General features: G+C 71.2%; 12 protein-coding genes. 5 read left to right on the plus strand and 7 right to left on the minus strand.

Translation table 11 applies throughout. The annotated features are described in order from the left end of the window. Positions 1–104 precede the first annotated feature (104 nt). The 3 genes from OHA88_RS23925 to OHA88_RS23935 all read left to right on the plus strand — a co-directional run bounded on the left by OHA88_RS23925 (position 105) and on the right by OHA88_RS23935 (position 4,425). Positions 105–890, plus strand: a complete 786-nt coding sequence (locus OHA88_RS23925) for an ABC transporter ATP-binding protein (protein WP_326814700.1) — start codon at positions 105–107, stop codon at positions 888–890. After that, positions 887–3,742, plus strand: a complete 2,856-nt coding sequence (locus OHA88_RS23930; protein WP_328627014.1) for an FtsX-like permease family protein — start codon at positions 887–889, stop codon at positions 3,740–3,742. The genes OHA88_RS23925 and OHA88_RS23930 overlap by 4 nt, the downstream gene beginning before the upstream one ends. Positions 3,743–3,876: 134 nt before the next feature. Further along, entirely contained in the window at positions 3,877–4,425 is a 549-nt protein-coding gene (locus OHA88_RS23935; protein WP_078879122.1) for a bacterial proteasome activator family protein, read from the plus strand. A gap of 103 nt (positions 4,426–4,528) precedes the next feature. Here OHA88_RS23935 and OHA88_RS23940 read toward each other — a convergent pair whose 3' ends face one another. The 3 genes from OHA88_RS23940 to OHA88_RS23950 form a co-directional block, all read right to left on the minus strand. Next, complete coding sequence (locus OHA88_RS23940) at positions 4,529–5,515, minus strand: NAD(P)H-quinone oxidoreductase (protein WP_328627015.1); 987 nt, start codon at positions 5,513–5,515, stop codon at positions 4,529–4,531. Positions 5,516–5,663: 148 nt separating this feature from the next. Beyond that, entirely contained in the window at positions 5,664–6,797 is a 1,134-nt protein-coding gene (locus OHA88_RS23945; RefSeq protein WP_328627016.1) for a potassium channel family protein, read from the minus strand. Next, complete coding sequence (locus tag OHA88_RS23950) at positions 6,755–8,314, minus strand: molybdopterin molybdotransferase MoeA (RefSeq protein ID WP_328629778.1); 1,560 nt, start codon at positions 8,312–8,314, stop codon at positions 6,755–6,757. The genes OHA88_RS23945 and OHA88_RS23950 overlap by 43 nt, the downstream gene beginning before the upstream one ends. On the opposite strand from OHA88_RS23950, the gene OHA88_RS23955 reads away from it, so the two are divergent. Beyond that, positions 8,216–8,488: a hypothetical protein gene (locus OHA88_RS23955; protein ID WP_328629965.1), complete on the plus strand. Its 273-nt coding sequence runs from the start codon at positions 8,216–8,218 to the stop codon at positions 8,486–8,488. The two genes, OHA88_RS23950 and OHA88_RS23955, sit on opposite strands and share 99 nt — an antisense overlap. Before the next feature lie 215 nt (positions 8,489–8,703). On the opposite strand, the gene OHA88_RS23960 is transcribed toward OHA88_RS23955, so the two are convergent. The 4 genes from OHA88_RS23960 to pdhA all read right to left on the minus strand — a co-directional run bounded on the left by OHA88_RS23960 (position 8,704) and on the right by pdhA (position 13,208). Then, positions 8,704–9,552, minus strand: coding sequence for an NTP transferase domain-containing protein (locus OHA88_RS23960; RefSeq protein WP_328627017.1), 849 nt, complete (start codon positions 9,550–9,552; stop codon positions 8,704–8,706). Positions 9,553–9,616: 64 nt separating this feature from the next. Next, positions 9,617–11,020 (minus strand): dihydrolipoamide acetyltransferase family protein, encoded by a 1,404-nt coding sequence (locus OHA88_RS23965; protein WP_328627018.1) that lies wholly within the window; start codon positions 11,018–11,020, stop codon positions 9,617–9,619. Next, positions 11,020–12,048, minus strand: a complete 1,029-nt coding sequence (locus OHA88_RS23970; protein ID WP_328627019.1) for an alpha-ketoacid dehydrogenase subunit beta — start codon at positions 12,046–12,048, stop codon at positions 11,020–11,022. Before OHA88_RS23970 ends, OHA88_RS23965 begins: the two co-directional genes overlap by 1 nt. Then, a complete protein-coding gene (gene pdhA / locus OHA88_RS23975; RefSeq protein ID WP_328627020.1) occupies positions 12,045–13,208 on the minus strand; it encodes a pyruvate dehydrogenase (acetyl-transferring) E1 component subunit alpha in 1,164 nt (387 codons plus the stop codon). The genes OHA88_RS23970 and pdhA overlap by 4 nt, the downstream gene beginning before the upstream one ends. Positions 13,209–13,472: 264 nt before the next feature. On the opposite strand from pdhA, the gene OHA88_RS23980 reads away from it, so the two are divergent. After that, positions 13,473–13,979 (plus strand): Lrp/AsnC family transcriptional regulator, encoded by a 507-nt coding sequence (locus tag OHA88_RS23980; protein WP_382829386.1) that lies wholly within the window; start codon positions 13,473–13,475, stop codon positions 13,977–13,979. Positions 13,980–14,042 lie beyond the last annotated feature (63 nt).

The following is a 14,042-nucleotide window of genomic DNA, read 5'->3' on the forward strand; positions in this document are numbered from 1 at the left end:
GCTGCCCGCCCGCCTACGCGGCGTCCACCGCCTTCGACCGCATCGCCGACCGCCCGCCTGCGCGGTATCGACCACAGACCATTCCCGAGGGGGAACCACTCACCATGTCCTCGCACGAACCGTCCACAACCCCGTCGCCCCGGCTGTCCGCCGCGCCCCTGCCGGTCGACGCTCCCGTGCTCGAACTCCGCGCCCTCACGCGTACCCACGGAACCGGCATCGCCGAGGTGCACGCCCTGCGCGGCATCAATCTCTCGGTGCACACCGGTGAACTCGTCGCCGTGATGGGCCCGTCCGGCTCCGGCAAGTCCACCCTGCTCACCCTGGCCGGTGGTCTCGACACCGCGACCGGCGGCCAGGTGATCATCGAGGGTCAGGACATCTCCACCCTCGGCCGCAAGGGCGTCGCGGCCCTGCGCCGGCGCAGCGTCGGCTATGTCTTCCAGGACTACAACCTGATCCCGGCGCTGACCGCGGCCGAGAACATCTCCCTGCCGCGCGAGCTCGACGGGGTCTCCGTGCGCAAGGCACGCAAGGAGGCGCGGGCCGCGCTGGAGGAGATGAACCTCCTGCAGATCGCCGACCGGTTCCCCGACGAGATGTCCGGCGGTCAGCAGCAGCGGGTCGCGATCGCCCGCGCGCTGGTGGGGGACCGGCGCCTGGTGCTCGCCGACGAACCGACCGGGGCGCTCGACTCCGAAACCGGTGAGGCCGTCCTCGCCCTGCTGCGCAACCGGTGCGACCAGGGTGCGGCCGGGGTGATGGTGACGCATGAACCGCGGTACGCCGCCTGGGCGGACCGGGTCGTGTTCCTCCGGGACGGCTCGATCGTCGACCAGACACTGACCGCCGATGCCGACTCGCTGCTCGCCGCCGAGGGCGCCAAGTGAGCGTGTTCACGGGCTGGCGTGCCGCCCTCCGGATCGCCCGGCGCGACGCCATGCGGGCCAAGGGCCGCAGCGCACTGGTTGTCGCGATGATCGCGCTGCCGGTGCTCGGGGTGACGGCCGCCGATGTGACGTACCGCAGTGTGGAGCCGACCCGGGCCGAGAAGCTGATGGCCTCGATGGGCTCCGCGGACGCGCTGTTCAGCGATCCGGGGATGGGGGCGGGCGCGATCCAGCAGATGCCCGACGGGCAGTCGTACGGCCCGGCTTCGGAGGACATCGCGCGGCCGGCCGACGAACCCGTTCCGCCGATAGACATAAAGGCCGCGCTCCCCGAAGGTGCGCACGCGATCAGCATCCAGTCCGCCCCGGCCACCGTCACCACCAAGTACGGCATCACCACCGCCGACATCGTCGAGTTCCGGACGTCGGACCCGATGGCCCGCGGCAAGGTCACCCTCGTGCGGGGCGCCTTCCCGCACGGCGACGGCGAGATGGCAGCCACCGAGCCGTTCCTGGCCAAGTCGGGGCTGCACGTCGGTTCGCGCACCACTCTGCACGGCGCCGAGCGCACGTACACCATCACCGGTGTCGTGGAACAGCCCGACGACCTCAAGTCCGCGGCGCTGTACGCCGAGCCGGGGGCGGTCATCGCCCCGTGGACGAACAGGGCCGAGCACGACAAGAAGGTGCTGCCGCCGAACGCCGACTCCAAGGACTGGCTGGTCAGGGGAGCCGAGGGAGCCGGCGTGAGCTGGTCCGACGTGCTCGCCGCCAACGCGCGGGGCGTCCTCGTCGTGTCCCGGCAGGTCGTCATCGACCCGCCGCCGGACTCCGAGGTCCCGATGGCCCGGTCCATGAACGGCGGCTCGTACGGCGGTTCCGAGGAGCTCAGCGCGGCGCTGATCACCGTGGTCGCCATGGCCGTCCTGGAGCTCGTACTGCTCGCCGGACCGGCCTTCGCGGTCGGCGCCCGCCGCTCCCGTCGCCAGCTCGGCCTCGTCGGTACGTGCGGTGGAGACCGGCGCCATGTCCGGGCCGTGGTGCTCTCCGGCGGGCTGGTGCTCGGCGGCGTCGGTGCCGTGGCCGGTGTCGCGTCCGGATTCGCGCTCACGGCGGTGTTCCGCCCGATGATCGAGGGCTGGGCCGGAAACCGCTTCGGATCGCTGGCTGTGCACCCGTCGGAGCTGCTGATCATTGCCGTGATCGGTCTGGTCACCGGTCTGCTGGCAGCGCTCGTACCCGCGATCGTGGCGAGCCGGCAGTCCGTGCTGGAATCGCTCAGCGGCCGCCGCGGAATCCGCCGCAGCTCCCGGGTACTGCCGGTGCTGGGCTCCATCACCCTGCTGATCGGCATCGCGGTCTCGGTCTACGGCGGCACCAGCGGCAACTCGACACTGGTCGCCGGCGGGTCGGTCGTCGCCGAACTCGGCCTGCTCGGCTGCATCCCGGTGATCGTCGGCTTCCTCGGACGGCTCGGCCGCAGGCTGCCACTCTCCCCGCGGATGGCGTTGCGCGACGCGGCCCGCAACCGAGGGCGTACGGCCCCCGCGGTCGCGGCCGTGATGGCAGCCGTCGCGGGTTCGGTGGCCATCGCCACCTACATGTCCAGCGGCCAGGCCGAGTCGGAGTTCGAGTACACCGCGAGCCTCACCCCGGGCACGGTCGCGCTCGTCGCCTCCGACGACAAGGCGGCCGACCGGCTCCCGCTCGCCCGCGCCGCCGTCGAACGCAACCTCGCCGTCACCGGTGGACACGCCGACGTCGGCCGGTTCTGGGCGGGCAGCGACTGCAACATCTACTACGAGGAGGGGGACAGCTGCGGTTCGGTCGAGCTGATCAAGCCCGCCGGCAAGGGCCACTCCTGCCCGCTCGTCGGCAAGGGAGCCAAAAAACTCGCGGCGAGTCTCTCCGCCGAAGAGCACAGGAAGCTGATGCGGTCCCCCGCCTGCCTGGACGAGCTCATGTACGCGAGCCCGTTCATCGGCATGGCGGACGGCGTCGTCCTGGGCGACGCCAAGTTCCTCTCCACCTATGTGAAGCTCCGGGACCCCGCGGCCGCCAAGGCCCTGGAGGCCGGCACACCCGTGCTGCTCAACCCGGCGTACGCGAAGAACGGCGAGGTCACCCTCAAGGCCGTCCACAGGTACAGCGACCGCGACAAGAACCGCAAGCTGCACCCGGGCAAGGCCGAGACCCGTACCGACCGGCTGAAGGTGTATCAGGCACCCGAGCAGTACGCCACCACACCCGGGGTCCGCATGATCCTGCCCCTGCAGACAGCGAAACAGCTCGGTCTGCACACCGAGATGAACGGCAGTGTCTACGCGGTCGCCCATGAGCCGACGGACAGCGAGGAGCAGCGGGTCTCGGCGGCGGTCGAAGTGGCCGGCGGCGGAATCTATCTCCAGTCGGAGAGGGGACCGTCCGGGCGGCAGGACACGATCCTGCTGTTCCTCTCCCTGTTCGCCGGTGTGGTGACCCTGGGCGCGGCCGCGATCGCGACCGGTCTCGCCAAGGCCGACGCGGAGGCGGACCTCACCACGCTCAGCGCGGTGGGCGCACCCCCACGCGTACGGCGCACCCTCTCCGGTTTCCAGTGCCTGGTCGTCGCGCTCACCGGCGTCCTGCTCGGCACGGCAGCCGGTCTGGTGCCCGCGGTGGCGCTCCGGCTCATCGATCTGCGTGCGGCCGTGAAGAACATGCGGATGCAGCCGATGGAGTCCGCATACACGCCGATCGTGCTGCCGTGGGCGACCATCGGGTTGCTGGCCGTGGTGGTGCCGCTACTGGCCGGGCTGGGTGCGGCGGCGTTCACCCGCTCACGGCAGACCGTGGCGCGCCGGGCCGGGTGACGCGCGGCCGGACACTGCGGTCGAAGGCTGATTGCGGGGCTGACCGGGCGGTTTCGTTGCCCCCGAGAATGGTGGATCAACCGTAATCGGGGGCACCACCCTGTTGAACAGCACGTGTGCGAGACAATGGCGGCATGGAGATGCCGAGGAATGAACGGTCGCACGAGCACCCCCAAGTCCTCGTAGTGGGACAGGACGGCATGGCGATCGGCGGCGGCGGTGGCACTGACGACGAATCGCGTGAGGTCCCGGTGACAGAAATGGTCGAACAGCCCGCGAAGGTCATGCGCATCGGCAGCATGATCAAGCAGCTCCTGGAAGAGGTCAGGGCGGCTCCTCTCGACGAGGCGAGCCGGGTCCGGCTCAAGGAGATCCACGCAAGCTCCGTCAAGGAGCTGGAGGACGGCCTCGCGCCGGAGCTGGTGGAGGAGCTCGAACGGCTCTCCCTGCCGTTCACGGAGGAGTCGGTCCCCTCCGAAGCGGAACTCCGGATTGCGCAGGCCCAGTTGGTGGGCTGGCTGGAGGGTCTCTTCCACGGCATCCAGACGGCACTGTTCGCCCAGCAGATGGCGGCCCGCGCGCAGTTGGAACAGATGCGCCGCGCGCTTCCGCCGGGCAGCGGTCACGAGGACGACGACGGCTCGGACCCGCACGGGGCGATCCGGTCGGGCCCGTACCTGTAAGGCCGTACGCCGGTTTCCGTACCTCAACCTCATCCACGTACATACGAACAGCGGGCCCGGCACACAGGAACGTGTGCCGGGCCCGCTGTGTCTCCGGCTGCGTTCAGGCCGCCGGCGTGGCCAGGAGCACCTTGCCGATGTGGGTGCTGGACTCCAGCACCCGGTGGGCCTCCGCTGCGTCCGGCATCGGCAGCGTACGGTCCACGATCGGCCGGACCACGCCACTGCCGATCAGCGGCCACACATGCTCTCGCACGGCGGCGACGATGGCGGCCTTCTCGGCGAGCGGACGCCCGCGCAGGGACGTTGCCGTGATCGCCGCGCGCTTGTTCAGCAGAGCGCTCAGATTGAGATCGCCCTTGACGCCACCCTGGAGGCCGATGATGGCGAGCCTGCCGTTGACGGCGAGCGCCTTCACATTCCGGTCCAGATACTTCGCACCGACGATGTCGAGGATGACGTCCGCGCCCGCCCCGTCCGTCGCCTTGCTCAGCTCCTCGACGAAGTCCTGCTCCCGGTAGTCGATCAGGATGTCGGCTCCGAGCTCCGCGCACCGCGCCAGCTTCTCGGGGCCGCCCGCGGTCACCGCGACCCGTGCGCCCACGGCCTTGGCGAGCTGGATCGCCATCGTGCCGATACCGCTGGAGCCTCCGTGCACCAACAGCGTCTCGCCGGGGCGCAGATGGGCCACCATGAACACGTTCGACCAGACCGTGGCTGTCACCTCGGGCAGCGCCGCGGCCATCGCCGGATCGACGCCGTCCGGCACGGGCAGCAGTTGCCCGGCAGGTACGGCGACCTTCTCCGCGTAACCGCCGCCCGCGAGCAGCGCACACACCTCGTCGCCGACCGACCAGCCGGTGACACCGGGGCCGACCTCCGCGATCCGGCCGGCGCACTCCAGACCGGGATACGGGGACGCGCCGGGCGGTGGGTTGTAGAAGCCCTGCCGCTGCAGAACATCGGCGCGGTTGACCGCGCTGGACACGACCTCGACGAGAACCTCGCCCTCGCCGGGTACGGGATCGGGGACCTCGGCCCAGACGAGCGCCTCGGGGCCACCGGGTGCGGGGATTGTGATCGCATGCATGGCGGCGAGGCTACTCCGTGGCGGCGGCGCGACGGGTCGGCGGCGGGTTTACGACGCGCCGCGGTCGCCTGCCGTCCGAGGCGGACGGCACGTTGCCCGACTTCTGTCCGAAGCGCGCGACTCGCCGCGGGCGAGTCACCGCAGGCTCTCACGCCCCTTGCTGGCGCGGCGCATTCAATGGCGTGCCGCCGCCCGAGACACGCACGATCGTGATCAGGCGGTCCGTCAACTGCAGCGGACTGGCCGCCGGATCGTCGTAACCGATCAGCCGGTGGCCGCGCAGCACACTCACGACCAGATCGTCGGTCTCCCGGACGCTCTTGCCGACCTCGGCCTTTATCACCGGCCGTTCGACAAGATCGAGGCCGGTGCCCTGCTGGATGAGATCCTCCATCACCGTGCCCGCACTGGGACTGAGGACGGAGAGACCGAGCAGCCGGCCTGCCGCACTGGCACTGGTGATCACGGCGTCGGCGCCGGACTGCCGCAGCAGCGGAGCGTTCTCCTCCTCGCGGACCGCAGCGACGATCTTCGCGCCGCGATTGAGCTGCCGCGCGGTCAGCGTGACCAGCACCGCCGTGTCGTCCCGCTGAGTGGCGATGATGACCTGCCGCGCCTTCTGGATCTCGGCACGCAACAGAACATCGCTGCGCGTCGCATCGCCGGCGACACCCACGAACCCCTCGGCGTTGGCCGACTCGATCACCTTGGTCGCCGGGTCGACGATCACGATCTGTTCCTTCTTCAGACCGGTGGCACAGAGCGTCTGGATCGCCGACCGTCCCTTGGTGCCGAAGCCGACGACAACTGTGTGGTCACGCAAGTTGGTTCTCCAACGGTTCAGCCGGAAGTCCTCCCGGGTCCGCTCCGTCAGGACCTCCAGGGTGGTGCCGACCAGAATGATCAGGAAGAGCACGCGCAACGGTGTCACGAGCAGCACATTGGTCAGCCGTGCGGTGTCGCTGTACGGGGTGATGTCGCCGTACCCGGTGGTGGAGAGGGTGACCGTCGAGTAGTAGACGGCGTCCAGCAGATCCACCGAGCCATCGGCAGCGTCGTGATAGCCGGAACGGTCGAGCCAGACGATCAGCACCGTGGCGGCCAGGACCAGTATCGCCATCAACAGCCGCTTGGCGACCTGCCGGAGAGGCCGGTCGACGACTCGGCGCGGAAGCAGGATCCGGGTGGGCACAAGGTGCTCGTCGACCCGCCGGGCCATCGCATCGTGGCCGGGAAGTTTCACGTGAAACACCCTTCCGTCCACGGCGTCGCCGAGGCCCACGGCAGATCGAGGATCTCCACCTCGGTGCCGGACCGTACCCCGCCCGGTGGTACGACGGCCAGCCCGTCGGCGGCGGCGATCCCGCGGAGCATGGCCGGCCCGTTGTAGTGCAGAGGAACGACCTGCTCGACGCCGGCACCGGCCCCGCTGCCCGCACCCTCTGTCGATCTGACCCGATGGACGACGGGTACCAAGCGGGTGTCGTGCGGATGGCCGTGCACCTCGTCGCGCACGACGACCCGGTACGGCTCCTCCGGTGCGCGGCCACCCAGCCCGCGCAGGAGAGGCTCGGCGAGCGTGAGGAGACCGGAGACGGCAGCGAGCGGGTTGCCGGGCAGTCCGACGAGATACGGGCCACCGGAGGGCAGCCGGGCCAGCAGCATCGGGTGGCCGGGGCGTACGGCCACGCCGTCGACCAGCAGCCCGGCGCCGATCTTGGCGAGGACCGGGTGGACATGGTCGACCGGACCCGCCGCGGTGCCCCCGGTGGTGATGACAAGGTCCGCGTCGGAGGTGGTGAGGGCGTGCTGGAGAGCCTCCGCGTCGTCGCCGAGACGGCGGGGGGCGGAGACCTCGGCGCCCAGAGCCCGCAGCCAGGGTCCGATCATGGGTCCCAGAGCATCCCGGATCAGCCCGTCGTGCGGCAGACCGGCGGTGAGCAGTTCGTCCCCGAGGACGAGGACGTCGACACGCGGGCGGGGCACCGTCACCAACTCGTCGTACCCGGCAGCGGCGGACAGACCGAGGACAGCGGGCGTCACCAGGGTTCCGGCGGGCAGCAGTTGATCGCCGGAACGGCACTCCTGGCCGCGCGGCCGGATGTCCTGCCCGGGGACCACGTGCCGTTGTGCGTACAACAGCCCCTTGGCCTCGTCCACATGGGCGTGCTCGCTCCGGATCACGGCAGTGGCGTTCGCCGGGATGCGGGCGCCCGTGGCAATCCGTACGCCATCACCGTCGGGAAGCGGGACCGGCGTGCTGTGCCCGGCGAGGATGCCAAGCTCTCCGCTCCCGCCTTCGCCCCTGCCGAGAGCCCAGGGGCCGGGTCCGGCGACGACCCAGCCGTCCATGGCGGACGTATCGAACGACGGCAGATCCGTCAGCGCGGCCAGGGGTTCGGCCAGCACGTGTCCGAGAGTCCGGTCGAGGGGAAGCCGCTGGGTACGGGGGGCGGCGCCGCGCCCGGCCCGCGCGGCAAGAGCACGAGCCTCACGCCAGTCGGTGGCCTGTCTGCGCCGGTCGCGAGCGGGGGCCTGACCGGAACCTTTGCCAGGGCTGTTGCCTGGCTTCTGATCAGGGCTGTGACCGGGGCTCGGGGCGGCGCTGTGACCAGAACTGTGGTCAGAACTCTGGTGCGGACTGCCCCCGGAACTGCCGGTGCTGGGGCCAGGTGTGTGTTCGGAGCTCTGGCCGGAACTGTGACCAGCGCTCTGCCGAGGGCTCTGCGCCGAGGCCCCGACCTGGGGCTGCGACTGAGCCACGAATCGAGGCTCACGCGAAGACTGTCCCGCAACCAGCGCAAGAGCCTGATCGACAGCACGGTCCTCCTCGGCAGCACGGGTCGCCTCGGCGGCATGGGCCTGCTCAGCGGTGCGGCTCGCGTCGGCAGCACGGGGCACGTCGGCAGCACGAGTCACCTCCGCCACCGGGTCTTGCTCATCGTCGTGAGCCACTCCGGCCGCCCGGCCTGATGCCGTCGAGCAGGCCTGCTCGACGGCACCGGTTTCCTCCGCGGCGCCGGTCACCCAGGCTGCCCCGACCGTCTCGACCGACCCGGCCGCCCCGGCGTCCGGCGGAGTAACCGCGGAGGCATGCTCAGCCGTCGGAGGCCCGCTCCCCGGATCCGGCGGAGGAACCGGTGCCCCTTCCGCCGCCGGGCCGCCTTCGGCCTTGCGTGAGTACGCCGTCATGGCGTCTCGTTCTCGTCCGCCCAGCGGAGGGCGAGCGCGGCCGCCTTGCGAGCAGCCTCGGCCACCGCCTCGGGTCCGCCCCCGCCGTCGCTCGCCTTCGCCGCCGCGTACCCGACCAGAAACGTCGTCAGGGGCGCGGCGGGCCGGGCGACACCGTGGGCGGCATCGCGGGCGAGGTCGAGCAGGACGCCGGTGTCGACGTCGAGTTCGATGCCCAGTTCGTTCTTGACTGCGGTGATCCATTCGTCCAGCACGGTTCCATGCTCTCTGATACGGGCCCGGGCTGCGGCAATGTCTTCCCAGGTGTCGCAGTCGAACGAGGCGAGCGGACCCGCCTCGACGCGGGCGAGGTCCAGTTCGTGTGTCAGCAACCGCAGCGGCAGTCCGGCCAGACCGCCGTGCTCGGTGGCGAGCAGCGCCAGCTCGCGGCGGAGCGGTTCGGCGCGGTAGACCGCGACCAAGGGCTGGTCCCGGCCGTCCTGATCGACGCACAGGGCCCCGTCGCGGTCCCCGTGCCCGGCGGCGGCCAGCAGCGCCTCGACCGTGCTCTCCCTCAGGAACGGGAGGTCGGCGGAGAGTACGAGCACGCGCTCCGCGCTCGTATGCCGTACCCCGGCGCCGAGTGCCGCCAACGGGCCCCCGCCCTGGGGCTCTTCGCGTGTCCAGGTCACAGCGCGCGTGGTGGGCCGCCGACCGCCCACCACGACGGTGGCAGCGGCATCGGCGCAGGCGGCGAGCACCCGGTCGAGCAGTGCCCGGCCACCGACCCGAACGGCCGGCTTGTCGGCACCCCCGAGGCGCTTGGCGGCCCCTCCGGCAAGAACGATGGCGTCATACGCGGTCATGCCCCGAGTATGCGTGCCACACGCTCCCGTTGAACCTCCCCGCCCCTCCCTCCTCTTCCTCCTCCTACAACGTGCGCAGCAACAGCGCCGGTTGTTCCACGCAGTCGGCCACGTATCGCAGGAAGCCGCCCGCCGTGCCGCCGTCGCAGACCCGGTGGTCGAAGGTCAGCGAGAGCTGGACGACCTGGCGCACGGCCAGCTCCCCCCGGTGCACCCACGGCTTGGGCACGATCCGGCCGACACCCAGCATCGCCGCCTCGGGGTGGTTGATGATCGGCGTCGACCCGTCGACCCCGAACACCCCGTAGTTGTTCAGCGTGAAAGTGCCGCCGGTCAGATCAGCCGGGGTCAGCGTGCCCGTCCGGGCCGCCTCGGTCAGCCGACCGATCTCGGCGCCGATCGACTCCGCGTTACGGGACTGCGCATCCCGTACGACAGGGACGACCAGCCCTCGCTCCGTCTGGGCCGCGAAGCCGAGATGAACGGCGGGCAGCCGCACGATCTCCCGGGCCTCCAGGTCCACCGTCGAGTTGAGCTCGGGGAACCGGGCCAGGGCCGCCGTGCAGATACGGGCCAGCAGGGCGAGCACCGACACCTTGGGCCCCGCGGTCGTCGGACCACCGGCGCCGTTCATCGCGGCTCTGGCAGCCATCAGCTCGGTGGCATCCGCGTCGACCCAGCACGTGGCATCGGGAATTTCGCGCCGACTGCGCGCCAGCTTGTCGGCGACCGCGCCCCGTACACCGCGCAACGGAATCCGCTCCCCGGCAGCCGAAGCCGACACCGGGGCCGGCCCCGAGGCAGAGGGCGACACCCGGACCGGTACCGGCGGCGCCACCGCCGTCCCGTTCGCCGCAGCCTTGATCGCCGATTCGACATCAGACCGCAGAATCAGCCCGTCGCGGCCCGACCCCGTCAACTGCCGCAGATCGAGATCGTGCTGCCGCGCCAGCCTCCGTACCAACGGAGAGACGACCGCCACGGGCCCCGACGCCTCAACGGGAACCGGCGCAGGGACCGGTCCCTGCGCCGGAGCAGGAGCCATCACAGGCACCGGTCCCGGCTCCGCCGCCGGCCCCGCGGCAGCCGCAATCGCCTCGGGCCGCACCCGCCGACGTCGTGCCGCCGGCGCTCCCGTCCCGTATCCCACCAGCACATTGCCGGACGACTCGGCCCCCGCGGCGCCCTTGCCGGAGAGATCCCCGGGAAGGTCGCCTTCCGTGGACCCCACGGCCACCGTCAACAACGGTGCACCGACCGGAAGTTCCGTACCCTCGTCGCCGAAGCGGGCGGTCACCACACCCCCGTACGGACATGGCACCTCCACCATCGCCTTGGCCGTCTCGACCTCGACGACCGGCTGGTCGATGGCGACCACATCGCCGACCTCCACCAGCCAGCGGACGATCTCCGCCTCGGTCAGGCCCTCGCCGAGGTCGGGCAGCTTGAATTCGAGCACCTGTGGCATCAGCTCTCCGCCTCCCACTGCAGCCGCGCGACGGCATCGAGCACCCGGTCCACGCCCGGCAGATGGTGCCGCTCCAGCATCGGCGGCGGATACGGGATGTCGAACCCGGCGACCCGCAGCACCGGCGCCTCCAGGTGGTGGAAGCAGCGCTCGGTGACGCGGGCCGCGATCTCGCCGCCGGGGCCGCCGAACCCGGACGACTCATGGACGACGACCGCTCGACCGGTACGCCGCACGGAAGCGGCAACCGTCTCGTCGTCGAAGGGCACGAGCGAACGAAGGTCGACCACTTCGAGGTCCCAGCCCTCCTCGACGGCCGCCTCCGCGGCTTCCAGGCAGACCGGCAGGGACGGCCCGTACGTGATCAGCGTCGCGCTGCGCCCGGGACGGCGGACAACGGCCCGCCCGATCGGCTCGACCTCCACCGGCGCGTCCGGCGACCATGCCGCCTTCGACCAGTACAGCCGCTTCGGCTCCAGGAAGATCACCGGATCGTCGGAGGCGATCGAGGCCCGCAGCAGCCCGTACGCGTCGTCGACCGTGGCAGGCGTGACGACATGCAGGCCCGGCGTCGCCATGTAGTAGGCCTCCGAGGAGTCGCTGTGGTGCTCGACCCCGCCGATCCCGCCGCCGTAGGGCACCCGCACCGTGATCGGCAGCGGCATGGCGCCCCCGGTCCGGTTCCGCATCTTGGCGACATGGCTGATGAGCTGCTCGAACGCCGGATAGGCGAACGCGTCGAACTGCATCTCCACCACAGGCCGCAGTCCGTACATCGCCATGCCGACGGCCGCACCGAGGATGCCCGCCTCGGCCAGCGGCGTGTCCGTACAGCGGTCGTCGCCGAACTCCTTCGCCAGCCCGTCGGTGATCCGGAAGACCCCGCCGAGCGTGCCGACGTCCTCACCGAGGACGTGCACCGTCGGGTCCTCGGCCATCGAGTCACGCAGCGCACGCCCGAGAGCCTGCGCCATGGTGGCCGGCTTGGCCTTGTCCGTCTGCTCGCCGGCCATCGCCGCCGTCGTCATCGGCCGTCCCCCGCACCACTCGTACCGTCCTGGCCCTGCTCGGCGTCCAGCTCCACCCGCAGCCGGGCCGCCTGCTCCCGCAGTTGCGCGGTCTGTTCCGCATAGACATGGGCGAAGAGGTCCATCGGGTCGAGCACCGGATCTGCGTTCATCTGCTCGCGCAGCCCGGCCGCCATCCTCTCCGCAGCCGCGCGCGCCTCCTCGATACCGTCCTCACCGAGCAGCCCGCGCGCGGTCAGTTCCCGCTCCAGGAGCTGGATCGGGTCGTGTGCCCGCCACGCCTCCACCTCGCTCTCGCCGCGGTAGCGCGTGGCGTCGTCGGCGTTCGTATGCGCGTCCATCCGGTACGTCACGGCCTCGACCAGGGTCGGACCGCCACCCGCCCGGGCCCGCGCCACCGCCTCGCCGAGCACCTGGTGCACGGCGGCCACGTCATTGCCGTCGACCAGCCGGCCCGGCATGCCGTACCCCACCGCCTTGTGCGCCAGCGACGGCGCCGCCGTCTGCTTGGCCAGGGGCACGGAGATCGCAAAGCCGTTGTTCTGCACCAGGAAGACCACCGGGGCCCGCCAGACGGCCGCGAAGTTCAGCGCCTCGTGGAAGTCGCCCTCGCTGGTCCCGCCGTCGCCGACCATGGCGAGCGCCACCACGTCGTCCCCCTTGAGCCGCGCCGCGTGGGCCAGGCCCACGGCGTGCGGCAGCTGGGTGGCGAGCGGGGTGCAGAGCGGGGCGATGCGGTGCTCGCGCGGGTCGTAACCGGTGTGCCAGTCACCGCGCAGCAGGGTCAGTGCCTCGACCGGGTCGAGGCCGCGCGCCACTGCCGCGAGGGTGTCGCGGTAGCTGGGGAAGAGCCAGTCGCGCTCCTCCAGCACCAGCGCCGCAGCTATCTCGCAGGCCTCCTGTCCGGTGCTGGACGGGTAGACGGCGAGCCGGCCCTGCTTGGTGAGGGCGGTGGCCTGGGCGTTGTACCGCCGACCGCGCACCAGCTCGGCGTAGAGCCGCAGCAGCAGCTCGGGGTCTGCGTCGGCCACGGCGTCCGTACCGAGCACGCGGTACGGCTCGGGGTCCGGGAGCAGCGGCGCGGGGTCGGTGAGCGGCTTCCAGGCCGGGGGCGGCGTGGGCCGGTAGGCGGCCGCGCCGGGCAGCTCTTGGACCGTCATGACAAGCACCTCCTGGCATCGAGGGGTATCGAGCAGCGTGTGGCGATATCGAGGGGTCGCCCAATATCGAGGGGTGGCTGAATACGTCGAAATGTCGAGCACTGGCCGAGGCGCGGATGTGGTGTGCCTCACCTACCGATTGTTCGGTCGCGAGCGCATTTTGGCTACAGGCACCGTCAGCCTGTGGACAAACGGTTCTCCACAGCCTGGGATAGGGGCAGGTCGTCCAAGGCAGGGAGGCACGGGGACATGGCAGCTGAACAAATGGCCGACGGGGCCGAGGACCCCGGTCAGGTTCCGCCCGCGCGCCCGCTCGACTCGATCGACCGCGACATCCTCCGACTGCTCCAGACGGACGGCCGGGCCTCGATACGGTCGGTGGCCGACCGCGTCCATGTGTCGCGCGCCAATGCCTACGCCCGGATCAACCGGCTCATCGACGACGGAGTGATCCGCGGCTTCAGCGCGCGCGTGAACCATGAGCGGGCGGGGCAGGGCGCCTCCGCATACATCACGCTCAAGATCGTCCAGAACTCCTGGCGGACGGTGCGGGAGCAGCTCCAGGCACTGCCGGGGGCCACACACATCGCGCTGGTCAGCGGCGACTTCGACGTACTGCTGCTGGTGCACACCCCGGACAACCGGTCGCTGCGCGAGCTGGTCCTGACGAGGATCCAGGCCATCCCGGAGGTGCTCTCCACCCGCACGCTCCTGGTGTTCGAGGAGACCGACCTGGCCCCGGGCCCGGACCGCCCCACCGAACTCAGCTAGCGCGAATCACGCGCAGCCGCGCCCCTGCCGCGGGTCGACGGCACGGCACCGAGCATCACCGCA

The organism is Streptomyces sp. NBC_00353, from assembly GCF_036108815.1.
Lineage (GTDB): Bacteria > Actinomycetota > Actinomycetes > Streptomycetales > Streptomycetaceae > Streptomyces.

Coding starts and splice junctions, on each gene's coding strand:
- OHA88_RS23925 (WP_326814700.1), top strand. CDS start 105: ATGTCCTCGCACGAACCGTCCACAACCCCGTCGCCCCGGCTGTCCGCC.
- OHA88_RS23935 (WP_078879122.1), top strand. CDS start 3,877: ATGGAGATGCCGAGGAATGAACGGTCGCACGAGCACCCCCAAGTCCTC.
- OHA88_RS23940 (WP_328627015.1), bottom strand. CDS start 5,515: ATGCATGCGATCACAATCCCCGCACCCGGTGGCCCCGAGGCGCTCGTC.
- OHA88_RS23960 (WP_328627017.1), bottom strand. CDS start 9,552: ATGACCGCGTATGACGCCATCGTTCTTGCCGGAGGGGCCGCCAAGCGC.
- OHA88_RS23965 (WP_328627018.1), bottom strand. CDS start 11,020: ATGCCACAGGTGCTCGAATTCAAGCTGCCCGACCTCGGCGAGGGCCTG.
- OHA88_RS23970 (WP_328627019.1), bottom strand. CDS start 12,048: ATGACGACGGCGGCGATGGCCGGCGAGCAGACGGACAAGGCCAAGCCG.
- pdhA (WP_328627020.1), bottom strand. CDS start 13,208: ATGACGGTCCAAGAGCTGCCCGGCGCGGCCGCCTACCGGCCCACGCCG.
- OHA88_RS23980 (WP_382829386.1), top strand. CDS start 13,473: ATGGCCGACGGGGCCGAGGACCCCGGTCAGGTTCCGCCCGCGCGCCCG.